17 protein-coding genes are annotated in these 14,234 nt (G+C 63.1%); 5 read left to right on the top strand and 12 right to left on the bottom strand.

Annotation, left to right across the window (positions count from 1 at the left end):
• Positions 1–36 precede the first annotated feature (36 nt).
• The 5 genes from ccsB to ACX80O_RS10615 are packed head-to-tail and all read right to left on the bottom strand — an operon-like array spanning position 37 to position 4,931.
• On the bottom strand, positions 37–1,062 hold the full coding sequence (gene ccsB / locus ACX80O_RS10635) for a c-type cytochrome biogenesis protein CcsB (RefSeq protein ID WP_459308219.1): 1,026 nt from the start codon (positions 1,060–1,062) through the stop codon (positions 37–39).
• On the bottom strand, positions 1,062–2,795 hold the full coding sequence (gene resB, locus ACX80O_RS10630) for a cytochrome c biogenesis protein ResB (protein WP_459333427.1): 1,734 nt from the start codon (positions 2,793–2,795) through the stop codon (positions 1,062–1,064). Before resB ends, ccsB begins: the two co-directional genes overlap by 1 nt.
• Positions 2,795–3,553 (bottom strand): cytochrome c biogenesis CcdA family protein, encoded by a 759-nt coding sequence (locus tag ACX80O_RS10625; protein ID WP_459308361.1) that lies wholly within the window; start codon positions 3,551–3,553, stop codon positions 2,795–2,797. The genes resB and ACX80O_RS10625 overlap by 1 nt, the downstream gene beginning before the upstream one ends.
• A gap of 48 nt (positions 3,554–3,601) precedes the next feature.
• The gene (locus tag ACX80O_RS10620; protein WP_459308222.1) at positions 3,602–4,216 is read right to left on the bottom strand and encodes a TlpA family protein disulfide reductase; all 615 of its coding nucleotides are present in this window, start codon (positions 4,214–4,216) and stop codon (positions 3,602–3,604) included.
• Positions 4,217–4,253: 37 nt separating this feature from the next.
• Entirely contained in the window at positions 4,254–4,931 is a 678-nt protein-coding gene (locus ACX80O_RS10615; RefSeq protein ID WP_459308224.1) for a histidine phosphatase family protein, read from the bottom strand.
• Positions 4,932–5,103: 172 nt separating this feature from the next.
• On the opposite strand from ACX80O_RS10615, the gene ACX80O_RS10610 reads away from it, so the two are divergent.
• The gene (locus tag ACX80O_RS10610) at positions 5,104–5,652 is read left to right on the top strand and encodes a YceI family protein (protein WP_459333426.1); all 549 of its coding nucleotides are present in this window, start codon (positions 5,104–5,106) and stop codon (positions 5,650–5,652) included.
• A gap of 148 nt (positions 5,653–5,800) precedes the next feature.
• A complete protein-coding gene (locus ACX80O_RS10605) occupies positions 5,801–6,442 on the top strand; it encodes a hypothetical protein (protein ID WP_459333425.1) in 642 nt (213 codons plus the stop codon).
• Between the two features lie 19 nt (positions 6,443–6,461).
• Here ACX80O_RS10605 and ACX80O_RS10600 read toward each other — a convergent pair whose 3' ends face one another.
• Both ACX80O_RS10600 and ACX80O_RS10595 read right to left on the bottom strand, forming a co-directional pair.
• Entirely contained in the window at positions 6,462–7,181 is a 720-nt protein-coding gene (locus tag ACX80O_RS10600) for a redox-sensing transcriptional repressor Rex (RefSeq protein ID WP_459333424.1), read from the bottom strand.
• A gap of 115 nt (positions 7,182–7,296) precedes the next feature.
• Complete coding sequence (locus ACX80O_RS10595) at positions 7,297–7,590, bottom strand: glutaredoxin family protein (protein WP_459308231.1); 294 nt, start codon at positions 7,588–7,590, stop codon at positions 7,297–7,299.
• Between the two features lie 79 nt (positions 7,591–7,669).
• Here ACX80O_RS10595 and ACX80O_RS10590 point away from each other — a divergent pair, with 79 nt between their 5' ends.
• A complete protein-coding gene (locus ACX80O_RS10590; protein WP_459308233.1) occupies positions 7,670–8,494 on the top strand; it encodes an HAD family hydrolase in 825 nt (274 codons plus the stop codon).
• Positions 8,495–8,553: 59 nt separating this feature from the next.
• Here ACX80O_RS10590 and ACX80O_RS10585 read toward each other — a convergent pair whose 3' ends face one another.
• From ACX80O_RS10585 to ACX80O_RS10570, 4 genes are all read right to left on the bottom strand, one after another.
• Entirely contained in the window at positions 8,554–8,652 is a 99-nt protein-coding gene (locus ACX80O_RS10585) for a 30S ribosomal protein bS22 (RefSeq protein WP_003792170.1), read from the bottom strand.
• 204 nt (positions 8,653–8,856) lie between these two features.
• Positions 8,857–9,069, bottom strand: coding sequence for a helix-turn-helix domain-containing protein (locus ACX80O_RS10580; protein ID WP_459333423.1), 213 nt, complete (start codon positions 9,067–9,069; stop codon positions 8,857–8,859).
• A 183-nt stretch (positions 9,070–9,252) separates the two neighbouring features.
• A complete protein-coding gene (locus ACX80O_RS10575; protein WP_459308236.1) occupies positions 9,253–9,699 on the bottom strand; it encodes an ArsR/SmtB family transcription factor in 447 nt (148 codons plus the stop codon).
• 33 nt (positions 9,700–9,732) lie between these two features.
• Entirely contained in the window at positions 9,733–10,932 is a 1,200-nt protein-coding gene (locus ACX80O_RS10570; RefSeq protein WP_459308238.1) for an acetoin utilization protein AcuC, read from the bottom strand.
• A 129-nt stretch (positions 10,933–11,061) separates the two neighbouring features.
• On the opposite strand from ACX80O_RS10570, the gene ACX80O_RS10565 reads away from it, so the two are divergent.
• Together ACX80O_RS10565 and ACX80O_RS10560 are read left to right on the top strand one after the other, a co-directional pair.
• Positions 11,062–12,474: a TrkH family potassium uptake protein gene (locus tag ACX80O_RS10565; protein WP_459308240.1), complete on the top strand. Its 1,413-nt coding sequence runs from the start codon at positions 11,062–11,064 to the stop codon at positions 12,472–12,474.
• Complete coding sequence (locus ACX80O_RS10560) at positions 12,467–13,135, top strand: potassium channel family protein (RefSeq protein ID WP_459308242.1); 669 nt, start codon at positions 12,467–12,469, stop codon at positions 13,133–13,135. Before ACX80O_RS10565 ends, ACX80O_RS10560 begins: the two co-directional genes overlap by 8 nt.
• A 51-nt stretch (positions 13,136–13,186) precedes the next feature.
• Here the strand turns inward: ACX80O_RS10560 and proC are convergent, their stop codons facing one another.
• Positions 13,187–14,032, bottom strand: coding sequence for a pyrroline-5-carboxylate reductase (gene proC / locus ACX80O_RS10555; protein WP_459333422.1), 846 nt, complete (start codon positions 14,030–14,032; stop codon positions 13,187–13,189).
• Positions 14,033–14,234 lie beyond the last annotated feature (202 nt).

Genomic DNA, 14,234 nt, shown 5'->3' with positions numbered 1-14,234 from the left:
CGGTCCAGTTTGACCCCCGCGGGGCAGGTTGCTCACCTATGCGTAGCTGTGCAGGCCCGAAAAGTACATATTCACGATCGTGAAGTTGAAGACGATACAGAGGTATCCGATGATGCCCAGCCAGGCAGCTCTGGTACCAGTCCAGCCGCGGGTGGCCCGTGCGTGCAGGTAACCGGCGAAGACCACCCAGATCACGAAGGTCCACACCTCTTTGACGTCCCAGCCCCAGTACCGACCCCACGCTTCCTCGGCCCAGATGGCGCCGGCCATTAGAGTGAAGGTCCACATCACGAAGGCGATGGCGTTGATCCGGTAGGAGAGATTCTCCAGGCTGAGCGCCGACGGGACCAAACGCATGAACGGCACACGGTCCGGGCCGCCTGCGGCAAGCTTCCGGATCCGGCTCGTCTGCACGAGTTGCAGGACCGACATCGCGAACGTCAGGGTAAACAGCGCCGACGCGGCCACCGCCACCGACACGTGAATGATGAGCCAGTAGCTCTGCAGTGCAGGGACCACGTTGCCCGCTGGGGTGAAGAACCCGATGGTCGCGGCACACAGCATCACCAGTGTGAGACCGACGACGAAGGTTCCGAGGAACCGGAGATCCTTGCGGATCAGCACCGCCAGGAACACCAACACCACGACCAGCGCGCCGGTGGTGCAGAACTCGTACATATTGCCCCAAGGGACCCGATTCGTCGCCAGTCCGCGGGAGACCACGCCGGCTGCGTGAATCATTGCGGCGACGACAGTCAGGACGACGGCGATGCGCGCCAACTTCCGCTGACCTGAGTAGTCCATCGCGTCGTCGGCCATCGTGTCGCCGGTAACATCGGTGGACCCGCCGCGGGTAGCCGGTCGGTTGATCTGATCGGCACCCACCAGCACCAGCTGCCCGGCCTCCTCGGACGCGGCGAGATTCTCCTCGACCGCCCGGATCCGCTTGCTGCTCTTCACCAGGTCGAGCGTGAAGATGATGAACGCGACCGTGTAGGTAAGGGCCGCGAGCAACATGAAACGCTCACTAAACTCCCCGAGGGTCTGGTCGATTGTTGGCATTAGCTGTCCTTACCGTTTCCTACCTGGTGTGATACGTGTTCGGTGGTGCTGCCCGAGGCGTCAGGCTTCCCATCTTGCTCCTCTACCCGGTCTTCCACCAGCCACTGCTCCCGCAGCGCCTTATCGATGGTCGCTCCTTCACCGGTGAGCCGGTGGTCTTCGCCGCGGGCCAGTAGCCCGTACTCGACCATGATCCGACCATCGGGATGGGTTCCGGTGCGAACCCAGACCCGGCGCCGGCCGATGAACAGTGAAGCGCTGAGCCCGGCCAGCGCCAGGGTCGAGAAGATGAGGGCGCCCAGCTGGCCTGGATCGTGGCGGATGTCTACTGCAATGTAGCGGTCCAATCCGTCGAAAGTGATCGAACCTTTACCTTCCGGCAGATCGTAGGTCTGGCCCGCCCCGAGGACGATTCCACCCTCGTCGCTGGTGCGGCTGTTGAGCTCGGTCAGGTCCTCGGTATCCAGTAGGTAAACGCTGCGCGGTTCGCCGTCGTCGAGGCCAAGATCGCCATAATACGAGTTCAGATTCAGCTGGGGGTTGAACGGATCCGGGTCACGGGAGAAGGCGACACCATCCTCACCGACGAACGCCGTCGGAAGGAAGAATCCGACAAAGCCGAGCTGGTCCGGTGCAGCATCGGGAGCTTTGATGACCATGAGCGAGGTGAACAACCCGTCTTGCGGGATCGTCACCACCGGCCCCTGCATGGCAATGTCGCCGTTGCCATCGCGGACGGTGACCACCGGCGCGTACCCGTTGCCAACCAGGTAGATCCCGGTGCCGCCGATACTCAGTGGAGAATTGACTTTCAGGACCTGCCCGACTTCCCCTGCATCGGGGCCGTCCTTGGTGGTGACGTTGGCGGTGAAGTCCAGTGGCTGCCCGTAGTGGGTTTCCTGACGGTCGAACTGCACATCGAATCTGTCTAGCCTCAGCGAATACGGTTCAAGTTGGCCAGCGCCGAAGTTGGCGCCGGGGGTGAACGTGTCGTAGCCCACCAGGGTATTGACGAAGCTGTCGCCCTCCACAATGATCTTCTGCCCGCTGTAACCGAACAGGCCCCCGAGCGCCACCGAGACCAGAACACCAATCAGCGAGAAGTGGAACACCAGATTGCCGACCTCCTTGAGGAATCCGCGTTCGGCTCCCACTGAGGGTTGTGCTGAACCCGTGTCACGCAGGTCCACCCGATATCCGCGCTTCTTCAACATCGCCGCAGCATCGGAGGCGGCTGACGCTGCCGTGAGCTGTGAGCCGCCGGCCTGGGCGGCTGCGGGGAGGACGAGGGTCCCATAGATCGGCATCCGGGAGAGCTTCCGGGGCGTCCGGGGCGGCTTCGACTTCATCGCCCGGCCGTGGGCCATGGCCCTCGGGATGACACAGCCGATGAGGGAAATGAAGAGCAACAGGTAGATGGCCGAAAACCAGACCGATGAATACACGTCGAAGAGCTGGAACCAGTCGAGGATAGGCCCGGTGTCAGGGTTGACCTGAATGTACTGGGTGACCACCGCCGGGTTAGCCGGGCGTTGCGGAAACAGCGATCCGGGCACAGCAGCGACCGCAAGGAGGAGCAGGAGGAACAGGGCTGTCCGCATGCTGGTGAGCTGGGTCCAGCCCCAGCGGAGGCTGCCGCGGAAGCCAAGCGCCGGCAGCGCGACGTCGGGCTTGCCGTTTTCAGGGGTGTCGGGAGTCAGTGTCTGCCCCTTGTCAAAGTTGTCAGCAGTCATCAGATGGGAAGGGTCACCCCGCCGAGCCAGTTCTGTAATTCATTGATCCAGAGGGTCCAGACGCCGGTGGCCATCAGCACGCCCACCACCACCAGCATGCCGCCACCGAAACGCTGTAGCGACAGTCGGTGTTTCCTGAAGAACGCCAGTGCGCCCATGCCGCGGCGGACACCCAGCGCAATCAACAGGAAGGGAAGGCCCAGACCCAGGCAGTACACGAACGTGAGGGCCGCCCCTTTGGCGGCGCTGGCGTCGTCGTTGGAAAACGCCAGCAGTTGCACCGCCGAGAGGGTGGGACCGATACAGGGCGCCCAGCCCAGACCGAACGTCAAGCCGAGGAGGGGTGCACCCCAGAGGCCGGTCGGAACCTTGGTCCGCAACTTCTTCTCCGTCTGGAACCAGGAGAAACCGCCCATGAAGATCAGCCCCATAAGCACCACGACGATGCCCATCACGGGGATCAGCCACCTCTCCGAGCCCACCATCCACGCGCCCAACTGACCGAACAGCGCCCCATACGCCATGAAGACCACCGAGAATCCGAGCACGAACAGGGCAATCCCGGTCAGCATCCGACCGCGCTTCTGTTGTTCAAGATCGACGCCGGTCAGCCCCGTGACATAGCCCAGGTAGCCGGGAACCAGGGGAAGGACACACGGGGATGCGAAGGACACCAGGCCGGCCAGAAGCGCGACAGGCAGTGCGAGGAGCATGGAGCCGTTCAGCACGGTATCGGCGAACGCGTTGCTGGCGGCCATGGGCATGGAGCCGCCGATGACGGTGCTCAGGGAGAGGGTCACTGTGAGTTACTCGGCCAACGCGGCTTCGATGAGGGCGCCGAGAGTGCTCTTGTCGGCCAACCCGAGAATCCTCGCGGAGACGCGGCCTTCCTTGTCGATCACCAGGGTGGTGGGTACCGCCTGCGGGGGAACATAGGTGGTCATGGCCAGCAGCACGCCGCCATCCTGGTCGTTCAGGCTCGGGTAGGGAATGTCGAAGGTACGCTCGAACGCCTCGGCCGTCTCTTGGGAGTCGCGAATATTGACCCCAAAGAATTGGGCGCCCGCTGACTCATATTCTTCATGCAACGCCACCAGATCGGGTGCTTCCTCGCGGCAGGGAGCACAGGCGGCGTACCAGAAGTTTACGACGGTGACCTGACCAACCCAGTCCGCCGAGTCCACTACAGGTCCGTCGTAGCTGGTTCCCGTGATGGCGAGGGGCTCCCCTCGCTCGGCCGCTGCGTACTCAGTCACCGAACCATCGCCGGCAATGTAGTTTTTGTTGTCACCGACGGCGGCCTGTTGAGCCAGCGGATCATCAGCGGCACACGCTGAAAGAGCAAGGGAGACGGACAAGCCAATGGCCAGCGCTACGCCAAGCTTCTGCAGGCGCCCAGCGGATCGGTCGATATTTTTCACAGCTTCTTCCACATTTCTACAACGTGTAGTAATACTATTATGCTCCCGGCAGGTTCGCTGCACCGGCCAACAAGTCAGCACTGGGTTCCTCGTACCGCACCCCGATCAGGCGTCCGGCGTCGAAATCCAGCGACGTAATGGATGTCAGGGTGCATTCACGGTCACGGGGGTCGTGCCAGAGCCGACGGTTCTCCGCAGCGAGCCGCGATACCCAGATGGGCAACTGGTGGCTCACCACGATCACCTCGGCTGGCCCCGCGGACGTGTCGGCTTCACCCTGCCCGACGGCGGCGCGGCGGGCGTCATCGACAGCCGCCATCATGCGCCCCACCTGCTGACTGTATGGCTCGCCCCAGGACGGCCGGAAGGGGTTGGCGAGCAATGGCCAGTGGCGGGGATACCGCAGTTGGCGGGCAACCTGGGCCATGCCTTCGAAACGGCTATAGGCCTCGATGACCCGATCGTCGGTCACAATGTCCAGCCCGAGCTGCTCGGCAATCGGCGCAGCGGTTTCCTGTGCACGGGTCAGCGGAGAGGCCACCAACCGGACAATTCGGGCGCCATCGTTGGCTCTGCGGACGAAGTGCTTCGCAGCCCGCTGCGCCATTTCCTGGCCCAGGTTAGAGAGGTGAAAGTTCGGCAGCCTGCCGTACAGCACGCGCTCGGGGTTGTGGACTTCGCCGTGACGCACGAGGTGGACGGTAGCAAGGGACATGACTCCAGTTTCTCAGAGTTCGGGCGGGCAGCTAAATCCGCCGTCTCGAGTTTATTTGAAGATTGGAGTAATTTCGGGAATAATTGATGCAAATGCATGTTTATTATAGGTGACGGCCTCCCGGCCGCCTCGGCTGCATCGCCCAGACCGCATTACGATCAGGAGACTCATCATGGCAATTCCCACAGGACTGACCAACGGCACGTGGACGTTGGACGGCTCGCACAGCGAGGTCGGCTTCACCGTACGGCACGCCGGCATCAGCAAGGTGCGCGGTCAATTTGACACTGTCGACGCCGCCCTCCACGTCGGAACCTCGCTGAACGACTCCACGGTGACCGCCACCATCCAGACCGCTTCCTTCAACTCCAACGACGCCAACCGTGACGGCCACGTGCGCGGCGAGGACTTCTTCGACGTCGAGCGGTTCCCCGAAATGACCTTCGAATCGACAACCATTCAGGGCGCCGGTGAGACCTACCAGCTCTCAGGTAACCTGACCATCCGCGACATCACACTTCCCGTCGTCTTCGAAACCGAATTCAACGGCGTTGCAGTAGATCCCTTCGGTGCGACCCGCGCCGGGTTCTCCGGCAAGACCGTCATCTCCCGCAAGGACTTCGGACTGACCTGGAATGCAGCCCTCGAAGCCGGCGGCGTGCTCGTCGGCGACAAGGTGACCATCAACCTTGATGCGGCATTCGTGGCCCCGGCCGAGTAGTCATTCCCTGCCAGCGGCTGCCGCTCTCCACTGGAGGGCGGCAGCCGCTGGCGTTTAATCCCACCGCTGCCCGACCCCTCGCGCTAGGGTTGGCGGTGTGATCCCACAGGGTCTACACCAGTCAGTCTCTAGTGAACAGGAACCGGCAATGAGCACACCTCCCAACGACCACAATCCCGGTCAGGACATCCCCCCGCGTGACAACCCGGAGACACAGCAGCCTCCCTCGGGGCCACTCCCACCAGATGGTCAGGCCGCCCCCTATGGCTACCAGAATGCCCAGCCCTCCGGCTATAACTACCCGGGGAATATGAGTCAGGTGTCAATGACCGAGAAGGGCCCTGCACCCAAGGAAGTGGAGCGCGCCTTCTGGCTGATCATCGCTGCCGGGGTGCTCAGCTTCCTCTCGAGCATCATCGGCGTTCTTTCCGTTCCGGCACAGGGACCCGCTGGGGGTGCCGGAATTGCCTTCACATTGGTCTTCGCAGCGGTGGCCACCGGTATCTACATCCTGCTCGCGATCTTCATCCGCAAGGGTCACAACTGGGCCAGAATCACTGCGACAGTGTTGGCGGCCCTCTCGGTCCTGATTTACCTGTTCGGCCTCCTGTCGCTGTCGATGCTTGAGGGCAGTGACCTGCTGCAAGGGCAGGAGCTCGCCACCCCGGGTCCGCTGGAGACCGTCATCGGGATTCTCGCCTTGCTGCTCGGTGTGGCCGGCGTTGTGATGACCTTCCTGAAGCCGGCACGACCATACTTCCAGAAGCAGGTTGTTCCCGGCCAGTTCTAGGACCAGCGACGCCTCAGGATTACTGGGCGGTCCGGGTGCGGGAGTCGGAAGCGTTATCCGGCTCCTGCGCCCGTTGTGCGTGGTAGGCGAGAATCTGGAGCTCGGTAGCCATGTCCACTTTGCGCAACTGGACGCTCTCCGGCACCTGTAACACCACGGGCGCGAAGCTCAGAATGCTCGTGATGCCTGCGGCAACCAGCCGGTCGCAGAGCGACTGGGCCACTGCCGCGGGGACCGCTAGCACCGCCATATTGGCGCGGGTCCGCTCCAGCACCTGCTCCAGGTCCCCAACCGGGCTTACCCGCAACCACCCGACTTCGGCACCGACTATCAGCTGGTCTGCGTCAAAGAGAGAGACAATTTCGAATCCTCGTGATTCGAAGCCCGAGTAGCCAGCCAGGGCCCGCCCGAGGTTGCCTGCCCCGATGATCGCGACGCGCCAGTCCAGGGTCAGCCCGAGCGCGGCGGAGATCTGCCGGTTCAGGTATTGCACGTCATAGCCCACACCCCGGGTCCCGTAGGAGCCGAGGTAGGACAGATCCTTGCGCAGGATCGGGGAATTGACGCCGGCCGCCTCAGCCAACCGGTCGGAGGACACTCGCTCGGTCCCTTCCGCCAGCAGCGAATTGAGGGCCCGCAGATAGATGGTCAGGCGCGTCAAGGACGCCGTCGGGATCTGTCGTGCGGCGGAACCGCTCCCTGACAGGTGTAGCTCTGGTACTTCCGGCGTCACTTTCAATCGCTCCGTTTGCTGTCCGCCCACCGCTTGACGGCAAGGCCATGTGACGACGGACCGGCCGACGTCGCGAGTAACTCCACCTTAGAGCGCCAGGCGCGCGTCACAAAGCCGGCCCTCATGCGGCTGGTCCCCGCGTGATAAGCCGACGAAGTCGGGCCCCGTCGATCTTCCAAAAGTCCCGTTGCACCCCGTCAATGAGGAGTACAGGGATCTCCTCGGCGAACCGTTCCAGCAACGCCGGCTCGTCAGCTGTCGAAAGTTCGCGCCACCGCACCCCCAGTTCGTCGCAGACGGACGCCACCACAACCCGTGCCTCGGCGCACAGATGACAATCGGGACGGGTCAGTAGCTCAACTGTGGGATGGCCGGGATTGACGCCCGGCAGTCCGGGCTCGGGGGGAGTAACCATGCCACCCAAGCTACCGCCTCGCTATGCACCGCGTGGCATCACGCCACATGGCCCGACTCAAGTGATTTAGACTCACATTATGTCCGCTGCCAGCACCGGGCCCCTGCGGGTCGCTCCAGGGGTAGCCGCCACCCTCCCCGGGCCGGGTGGCGACGCCGCCTTTTTCGATGTGGACAACACCATGATGCGCGGGGCGAGCCTCTTTCATGTGGCGCGGAAAATGTACCAGCGCAAGGCATTCACTCTCCGGTTTGCCAGTGGCCTGGCCTGGAAACAGCTACGTTTTGTGATGCGCGGGGAAAATATGACCGACATCAACTCGGTGCGCGACGCTGCGCTAGCCTTTGCCATCGGGATTGCACACGAAGACGTCAAGGCCCTTGGCGAAGAAGTGTATGACGAAATGATCGCCTCGAAGATCTGGCCTGGAGCGCGCGCCCTGGCCGAACAGCACCTCAAATCGGGGCGACGGGTGTGGCTGGTCACCGGAACCCCAGTGGAGGTGGCCAGCGTGATTGCCAATCGCCTTGGACTCACTGGAGCCCTAGGGACTGTCGGCGAGGTGGCTGACGGCTTCTACACCGGACGGCTAGTGGGGGAATTTCTGCACGGTCCGGCCAAGGCGGTGGCCGTGCGCGCCCTGGCGGAGACAGAGGGCCTGAACCTGCTGCGGTGCTGGGGGTACAGCGACTCCTACAATGACATTCCCCTCCTGAGCATCGTGGGGCATCCGGTGGCGATCAACCCCGATCGCAGGCTACGGCGCCATGCCCGTGAGAACAACTGGCCCATCTACGACTTCCGGAGCGGCCGGCGGGCAGCGACCCTCGGCCTCAAGGCGGCCACGGGCGCCGGCGCGGTGTATGGGCTGTGGCGGGGGTTTACCAGGATGCGCGGCAGCTGAGCAGTCCGTTAACGGAGAAAGGCCCACCCTCGCGGGCGAACCTATCTCCGGAAGTAAAGCTACTTCTTATTGCGGCGCTGGTGACGAGTCTTGCGAAGCAGCTTGCGGTGCTTCTTCTTGGCCATACGCTTGCGGCGCTTCTTAATTACTGAACCCATAAAGTCCTCACAAACTGATCTTCGGTTTCCAACACGCGGCCCGGGTGGGCGTCACGATCGGATGCTGACAATAACGCAAATACCTACGCGGACCGGACCTTTCGCCACAAGGACGCCTAGCCGACAGCGCGTAAAACGCTCCTTAACAGGGTACCGCTAATTGACGACACCCCCGACCGACCCAATCGAGGGCCGGCTCACCGACTATCCGGTTCCTGCTTGACCTTCGACGGCTGCACCTTTGACAAACTGTTCGACAGCCGATTCGGGAACGCGGTACGAGCGACCAAACCGCACTGCTGGCATCTCGCCCGAGTGAACCAAGCGGTACACGGTCATTTTCGAAACCCGCATCATGTCCGCGACTTCGGCTACGGTCAGAAACCTGACGTCAGAGAAATTACTCGCGTCTACCATCCCACACTGCTCCTAACATTGAGGTCTGCACCCCCAACGTGTGCAATCTGAGGCATGCCACGTAGCAGCCGCACGGCGTGTCGTCTTGAATAACTAGACTTCCCGCCATGACATACTGTAGTGGCTGCTGTGACCAAAGTGAAAGCGCCAGGAGATCACGACCTGTCGCTGCACCGCCCGCGGCTAATCCCGGCGGCGTCGAAGCTTGGGCAACTGCGCGAAGAGGTCCGCGGCCCGCTCGGCCGCCCGCCCAACGGTGCGCCCGAAGGCCGGCTGACCCGCGATATCTGTTGCCGGATCCACAGCCGCTGCAAGCGCTGGGGACTGGTGCGCGGTCGCCCCCACCTCCGGGGCCGTTGGCGGCTGGGCCGGAAGTTCAAACGACCCGAGCCACAACTCGATTTCGCGCAACGGCGCCGGGCTCAGGGAATAGAAGCGACGTTGGCCCTGAGCGCGCATTGACACCAAGCCGGCCTCGCGGAGCACTTTGAGGTGTTTTGACACGGTGGGCTGACTGACTTCCAATTCGATCACCAGCTCGCCGACCGCTTTGTCTCCGGAACGCAGTGATCCGAGAATTTCGCGACGGGTACCTTCAGCCACAACTGCGAACACATCCTCGACTACCATCCCATTACCCTAGCGGCATATATGCAATCGGTGCTAGTCAAACCAAGGATCGAGCCCGTGAAGAGGGAAGACGGCCTTACGGGTAGCCATCACGGTGCGGTCGAGGTCGTCGTCCGGGTCGTAGCCGACCTCCCACGAGCGCCACCAAGGGTCGGCACCATCTCCCATCAATCGGGGGGCGGGTTTGCCGTAGCGCTCCAGCACATGGGCGCGCCATGACTCTGGCACTGCGGTTTGCGGTCCGATGGGCGCTCCGGCGGCGATGGCGATCAGTGTCGACCAGGCGCGCGGGACAACGCTGGTGAGGTTGTAGCCGCCGCCGCCGGTGGCGATCCACCGCCCCTCGCAGAGCCGGGTGGCCAGATCGCAAATGCTGACCGCCAGCTCGCGTTGAGCGTCAATGCTGATCCTGAGATTGGTGAGCGGGTCATCCACATGGCTGTCGCAACCGTGCTGGCTGAGGATGACCTCGGGCTGGAAGGCCCCGGCCAGCGGCGGCACCACTGCATGAAATGCCCGCAGCAAGCCGCCGTCACCGGTGAGGGTGGGCAGCGCGACATTCACTGCCGTACCATCGGCGCGAGGGCCGCCCGTTTCATTGGCGAATCCGGTGCCGGGGAACAAACTCATTCCGGTCTCGTGCAGTGAAATGGTCATCACACGCGGGTCATTCCAGAAGATGCTCTGGGTCCCGTCACCGTGGTGGGCGTCCACATCGACGTAGAGGACCCGCTGCGTGCCGGCGTCGAGCAGTCGCTGGATGGCGGCGGCGGCGTCGTTGTAGATGCAGAACCCACTGGCCGCGGACCGGGCGGCGTGATGCATGCCGCCCCCGAAGTTCACAGCGTGCACGGCATGCCCGCTGAGGACCGCGTCCGCTGCCGCCAGAGAGCCACCGACGAGCCGCGCGCTGGCCTCGTGCATGCCCGCAAACGCGGGATTATCCGGAGTGCCCAGGCCGACGGCGGCGTCAGCCTGATCGGGATTGCTGCTGGCCGTTCGCACCGCCGCGATATAGTCGTCGCTGTGAACGGTGCGCAACTCGACGTCAGTAGCAACAAGAGGGGCGGCCAGCGTAACCCCCTCACGGTCGAAGAGTCCTAAGTCAGCGGCAAGGCGTGCCGTGAGCGCCAGCCGCTGCGGGTTCATCGGATGGGTGGGCCCGAAGTTGTAGGCCAGCATGGAGTCGTCCCAGACGACGCTGGTGGGGAACGACGGGGGTTCGCTACTCATCACTGACAGGCTACGTGATTTACTGGTTGTCTGGACACACTGGCCCGGCGGAAGTGGTTTACTACTCGAAGGACATCTGGAGCGATCCATTCGAAGTCGAGACTGCGAAACCGGGGCAAAGCGAACGAAATGGCAAGAGGACAGCCATCCTGGCTGCGGGAAGAACAGAGCGTGTACCTTAGGGTGCTTGCTCGTATCCGGGACTTTATTGATGGTGTAGCCAACAGCTCGCCGGCGCGGGTTGCGTTGATCGTCTTTTTCAGTGTGATCATCATCTTCACCGCACTTCTTAGCCTGCCGATTGCCTCCAGCGACGGCACCGTCACCGCACTCCATGACGCGCTCTTCACAGCCGTTTCGGCAGTCTGCGTGGTGGGCCTGACCGTCGTCTCGACGGCCGCCCACTGGTCGTTCTTCGGGCAACTGGTCATCCTGATCGGCATCTTTGTGGGCGGACTGGGAACGCTGACGCTGGCATCCCTGCTCGCCCTCATGGTGAGCAAGCGCCTCGGCGTCCGCGGAAAACTACTTGCTCAATCCGCACTGAACAACGCCAGCCGGCTTGGCGAAGTGGGCACTCTGCTTCGCATCGTCATCACTACCTCGGTGGTGGTGGAAGTCGCGCTTGCCCTGATGCTCATCCCACGATTCATGGTGCTCGGCGAACCCTTCTGGCTGGCCGTGTGGCATGGCGTGTTCTACTCGATCTCTGCCTTCAATAACGCAGGATTCACGCCACACTCTGACGGCCTGGTACCCTACGAGACTGACCTTTTCATCCTGGTGCCGCTGATGGTCGGCGTGTTTCTGGGCAGCCTTGGCTTCCCGGTGATCCTGGTCCTCATCCAGTACCGCCTCCGGGTCCGTAAGTGGAGCCTGCACACCAAACTGACAGTGAACGTGTCGCTGATTCTTCTCGTTCTGGGGGCGGTCGCGTGGGGCGCGCTGGAGTGGTCCAATAACAGGACCATCGGAGGGTTGAGCGGCGGCGACAAGCTGATTCATGCCCTGTTTGCGTCGGTGATGACCCGCTCAGGGGGTTTCAACCTGGTGGACCAGGCCGAGATGGGTTCCGCCACCATGCTGCTGACCAACGCGTTGATGTTTGCGGGCGGGGGGTCCGCCTCCACCGCGGGCGGCATCAAGGTGACCACGATCGCCGTGATGTTCCTGGCAATCGTGGCGGAGGCCCGCGGCGACTCGGATGTGAAGGCCTACGGCCGTAAAATTCCCGAAGGCGTGATGCGGGTCGCGATCTCCGTGATCTTCATGGGGGGCACCCTGGTACTGCTCGCCACCGGCGTCCTGCTATGGATGACTGAAGAGGACCTCAACAGGGTGCTCTTTGAAGTGATCTCGGCGTTCGCCACCTGCGGACTGAGCACCAATCTCAGCGCTGAGCTGCCGCCCGAAGGCAAATACGTCCTTGCCGCGCTCATGTTCGCCGGTCGGATGGGAACCATCACGCTCGCGTCGGCGCTCGCTCTGCGGCAACGCAGCACCCTGTACCACTACCCCGAAGAGAGGCCGATCATTGGCTGAAAGACCAGCACACAACGCCCCAGTCCTGGTAATCGGACTCGGCCGCTTCGGTTCAGCCACCGCCGAGCAACTGGTGAAGCAAGGCCGCGAGGTTCTGGCCATTGAGCGGGACACCCAGCTTGTCCAGAAGTGGTCGGGGGTGCTCACGCATGTGGTCGAGGCCGATGCCACCAACATTGATGCACTTCGCCAGCTCGGGGCGCAGGAGTTCACCGCCGCCGTCGTCGGCGTCGGTACGTCCATCGAATCGAGCGTGCTCATTACGGCGAACCTCGTGGACCTGGGCATCGATCATTTGTGGGTGAAGGCCATCACGCCAGCGCATGGCAAGATCCTGAAGCGGATTGGCGCCAATCACGTCATTTACCCTGAGGCGGACGCCGGGGTGCGGGCGGCACACCTGGTCGGCGGGCGCATGCTGGACTTCATCGAGTTCGATGATGGCTTTGCGATCGTCAAGATGTATCCGCCCAAGGAAACACAGGGCTTCACCCTGGGCGAATCGGCTGTGCGGTCCAAATACGGCGTCACGGTGGTGGGCGTGAAATCACCCGGGGAGGACTTCACCTACGCGCGGCCCGATACCAAGGTGACGAGTCGGGACATGCTCATCGTCTCCGGGCACGTAGACCTATTGGAGCGGTTCGCCGCCCGCCCCTAAACCTCGGCACCAAACCCCCGGGGCGGGTCACCGGGGGGTTGCCCGGAGGGCCTAGCTGTCCAGCTCCTCCGTGATGGCCTGGGCGCGGTTACTGGCAGCCCGGGCCCCAGCGGCGATGATGACCGGCAGGTCCAACCGGTCGAACGTCGCGATGGCCTGCTCCGTAGTGCCGTTGGGGCTGGTGACTGCGCGCCGGAGCGCGGTGGGATCTGCGTCCGGTTCGGCCAGCATGAAGCCGGCCCCTGCCACCGTTTCCGTGGCCAGGATTTTCGCCAGTCCCGGGTCCAGCCCCAGCTCCACCCCAGCCGCGGCCATGGCCTCCGCGAGGTAAAAAACATAGGCCGGCCCGGAGCCGCTGACCGCGGAGAGCGCATCCACCTGTTCTTCGGGGATATCGACGACGGTGCCCGCCGAATTGAGGATTGCGCGCGTCTGGGCCATCAGCGAAGCACCCGCGTGGGTGCCCGCCGAGATGGAGAGCACGCCCTTACCCAGGCGGGACGGGGTGTTGGGCATTGAGCGGATTACCGGCTGCCCGGCCGGGAGCGCCGCTTCCAGCATGGCTAGGGAGATGGCGGCTGCAACACTGACAACCGTTGTTGTCGATTTCAGGGCGGGCCCGATTTCCCGGGCCAGTTCGATCGTACCCACGGGCTTGACGCCCAGGATGACGACGTCGGCAGTGGCTGCGGCGACGCGGTTCGCTTCCGGGTCCTCCGACGTAGCCAGCACAGTGATCCCATGCACCCGGCGAAGTTCGGCGGCGCGCTCAGCGCTGCGCACGGTGGCAGTCACCAAGCGGGGGGGCATCCCGCCGGCGAGGAGCCCGCCGAGAATCGCCTCGTTCATTGACCCGCAGCCGAGGAAAGAAATTGTTGGTGCAGTTGGGTTGCTCATGGTCCCATCTTGCCACGGAGAAATTCGCAGCATGCCGCGGCAAGATTAGGAAGAAAATAACAGTACACTCGTTATTGCCTCAAAAAGGTGCAAGAGATGAGCATCGGACTTTCTTTGGTTCGGTCTCAGGTGCCGGTGACGACACAGGATTGCCCCCCACTTTCCTGAACAGCTCACCGGCACCGTCCTTTTAATGCATTGA

It is taken from the genome of Arthrobacter glycogeni (genome assembly GCF_054511155.1).
Note: the sequence above shows the minus strand (reverse complement) of the source record. Positions and strands in the feature narration are given on the sequence as shown.